This window comes from Mycobacterium sp. E183, assembly GCF_001667735.1.
Classification (GTDB): domain Bacteria; phylum Actinomycetota; class Actinomycetes; order Mycobacteriales; family Mycobacteriaceae; genus Mycobacterium.
In genome coordinates this window covers 1-2271 of record NZ_LZJN01000202.1, presented here as the reverse complement: position 1 = coordinate 2271, position 2271 = coordinate 1, and the positions used below count along the sequence as shown (strand labels likewise).

At 69.7% G+C, this 2271-nt stretch carries 3 protein-coding genes; 1 reads left to right on the top strand and 2 read right to left on the bottom strand.

Annotated elements, in window-relative coordinates; all coding sequences use genetic code 11:
• Both A5691_RS24640 and A5691_RS24635 read right to left on the bottom strand, forming a co-directional pair.
• Positions 1-638: ABC transporter ATP-binding protein (locus A5691_RS24640; RefSeq protein WP_197694452.1), on the bottom strand; the 638-nt coding region annotated here is incomplete at its 3' end.
• 123 nt (positions 639-761) lie between these two features.
• Positions 762-1040 carry a hypothetical protein gene (locus tag A5691_RS24635; protein WP_067749783.1) on the bottom strand — a complete coding sequence of 93 codons (279 nt, stop codon included), beginning with the start codon at positions 1038-1040 and terminating at the stop codon, positions 762-764.
• Between the two features lie 229 nt (positions 1041-1269).
• Here A5691_RS24635 and A5691_RS24630 point away from each other — a divergent pair.
• Positions 1270-2271: MFS transporter (locus A5691_RS24630; protein WP_067749785.1), on the top strand; the 1002-nt coding region annotated here is incomplete at its 3' end.

Here is a 2271-nt window from a genome sequence, read left to right as displayed (position 1 = left end):
GCCGCGCCGATGCCGGCCGCGCCCGTGGGGTCGGCGCGCAACACGAGCACGCGGTCGGCGAGGATCGCCGCCTCATCGACGTCGTGAGTCACCAGCAACGTCGTGGTGCCCGCCTCGTGCTGCACCCTGTCGAGCAGGTCCTGCATCCGCAACCGGGTCAACGCGTCCAGGGCCGCGAGCGGCTCGTCGAGGAGCAGGACACTGGGCCGGCGCGCTAGAGCCCGCGCGAGGCCGGCACGTTGTGCCATACCGCCGGAAACCTGCCGCGGGCGATGATCACCGAACTCGGTCAGCCCGACGACGTTCAGCCAATGTTGAACCTCCCCGGTGCCCTTCGCGCGCGCCGTGCCAGGCGGTAAACCGAAGGCGACGTTGGCCGCCAGCGATCGCCACGGCAGCAGGCGCGGCTCCTGGAAAACCATCGCGCAACGCGGGTCGACCCCCCGGACGGCCTTCCCCGCTATCTCGATCCGCCCGGCGCTGGGCTTGTCGAGACCGGCCACGAGTCGCAACAGCGTCGACTTGCCGCTGCCCGAGGGCCCGAGCAACGCGACGACCTGGCCCGGTTCGATCTCGATGTCGACGTCGCGCAGCACGGCGCGCGTTCCGAAGGTGCGGTTGACGCGACGCAATGACACGCGTGCCGGCGCGAGACTGGTCGACATCACCCGCGCAGCCTAGGAATCGCGCGCGGCGCCCACCAGGTTTGCGTTGCCGATGATTAAAACCCGCTGTGCGCCATCACTAGACGGCGATCAAGGTCAGCCGTGCGGCGCTTCGGAGATCTTGGTGTCCGGCTTGCCAAGCGTCTGGCAGTACGTCGCCGCCGACAGCCGAGTGGCGGTGATCTCGGCGTTGGAGGGGTCGGTGCCGTTCTTGTCCTTCAACATCTTGCTGACTTCGTCGTTCTGCTTCTTCTCGTCCTGCGAGGTGAAGTCCTTGCACTTGGTGTCGCCGCCGGTGTTGATCACCTGTGAGGCCGAACACGCGCTGGACAGCAGCACGGCTAGTGCGAGCGTCGCGGCCGCGATTTGCTTCATCGTTTGCCTCCCTGGGAGTCGAGTAGTGGTATCAGTACACCAAATCGGCCGATTTGAAACCCCGCACGAGATTTGCCCGCCGATCGGGCCGGTTGCTCCGCGTGCATTTCCGCGGCGATCGGGAATAACTGCCTCGTTTGCATCGTCGTTTGCGTTCGTCGCGCCGAATGCCAGGGGGAAACGTCCAGTGTCTGTAGCCAACGGGTCAACGTCGCGACCTGCGGCGGCTCTGGACAAGGCGGGCCGCCCGGATGCGGACCGGGCCGTCTTCGGCGGCGTGCTGGTGCTCTTGCTGTCCGTCGGCTGGGTCGCCAACCACTTCGTCGCGCTGATGCCCGCGCTCAGCGCGCGGCAACACCTCAGCCCAGCCACCCTCGATGCGATCTTCGGGGTCTATGCGGTGGGCTTGGTGCCCGGCCTGCTCGTCGGCGGGCGCACCTCGGATGCGTTCGGGCGCCGGCCGGTGGCGCTGGCGGGCGCGGCGACCGCCGTGGCCGGCACGGTGGCCATGCTGTGCTCGCAGCAGTACGAGATCTTGCTCCTCGGCCGCCTGATCGTCGGGTTCGGTGTCGGCCTGGCCATGAGTTCCTGCACCGCCTGGGCCTCCGATCTGAAAGGTCCGGCCGGGGCGGCCGCCGCGGGTGCGGTGTTGATGGGCGGTTTCGCGATCGGACCGTTCGCGGGGGGCCTGATCGTCAAGGCCGGTCCGGGCGGCATCCAGTTGTCGTTCGGGGTCGCCGTCGCGATCGGCATCGCGGCGATGGCCTTCGCGGTGCTTGCGGCGCGCGGGGCGGAGACCACCGCGCGGCCAACCGCGCGGGTTTGGGAACCGCCGACCACCGCGGGGCAGGGCACCGGGCGGGCGTTGAGTTGGGCGATGCCGCTGGCGCCGTGGGTGTTCGCATCGGCGACACTGGGGTTCGTCGCGATCCCCGGCCGTGTCCACACCGGGCTCGCCGCCCCGATGGCCGTCGGCACCGCCACGCTGCTCGTCAACGGGGTCAGCGGGCTGATCCAGGTGCTGGCCCGCGCGCGGAGCTGGGGGCCCCAGGCCGGCACCGCCGGCGCACTGCTGGCCGCACTCGGCTACGCGACCACCGCGCTGGCCCCGCATACCATGTCGTTGGCCTTGGGCCTTCCCCTCTTCCTGGTGCTGGGATGCGCCTCCGGCCTGTGCTTGCGTGAGGGGTTGATCGATCTGGAGGCCGCGGCGCCGAAACGCTTGCGCGGC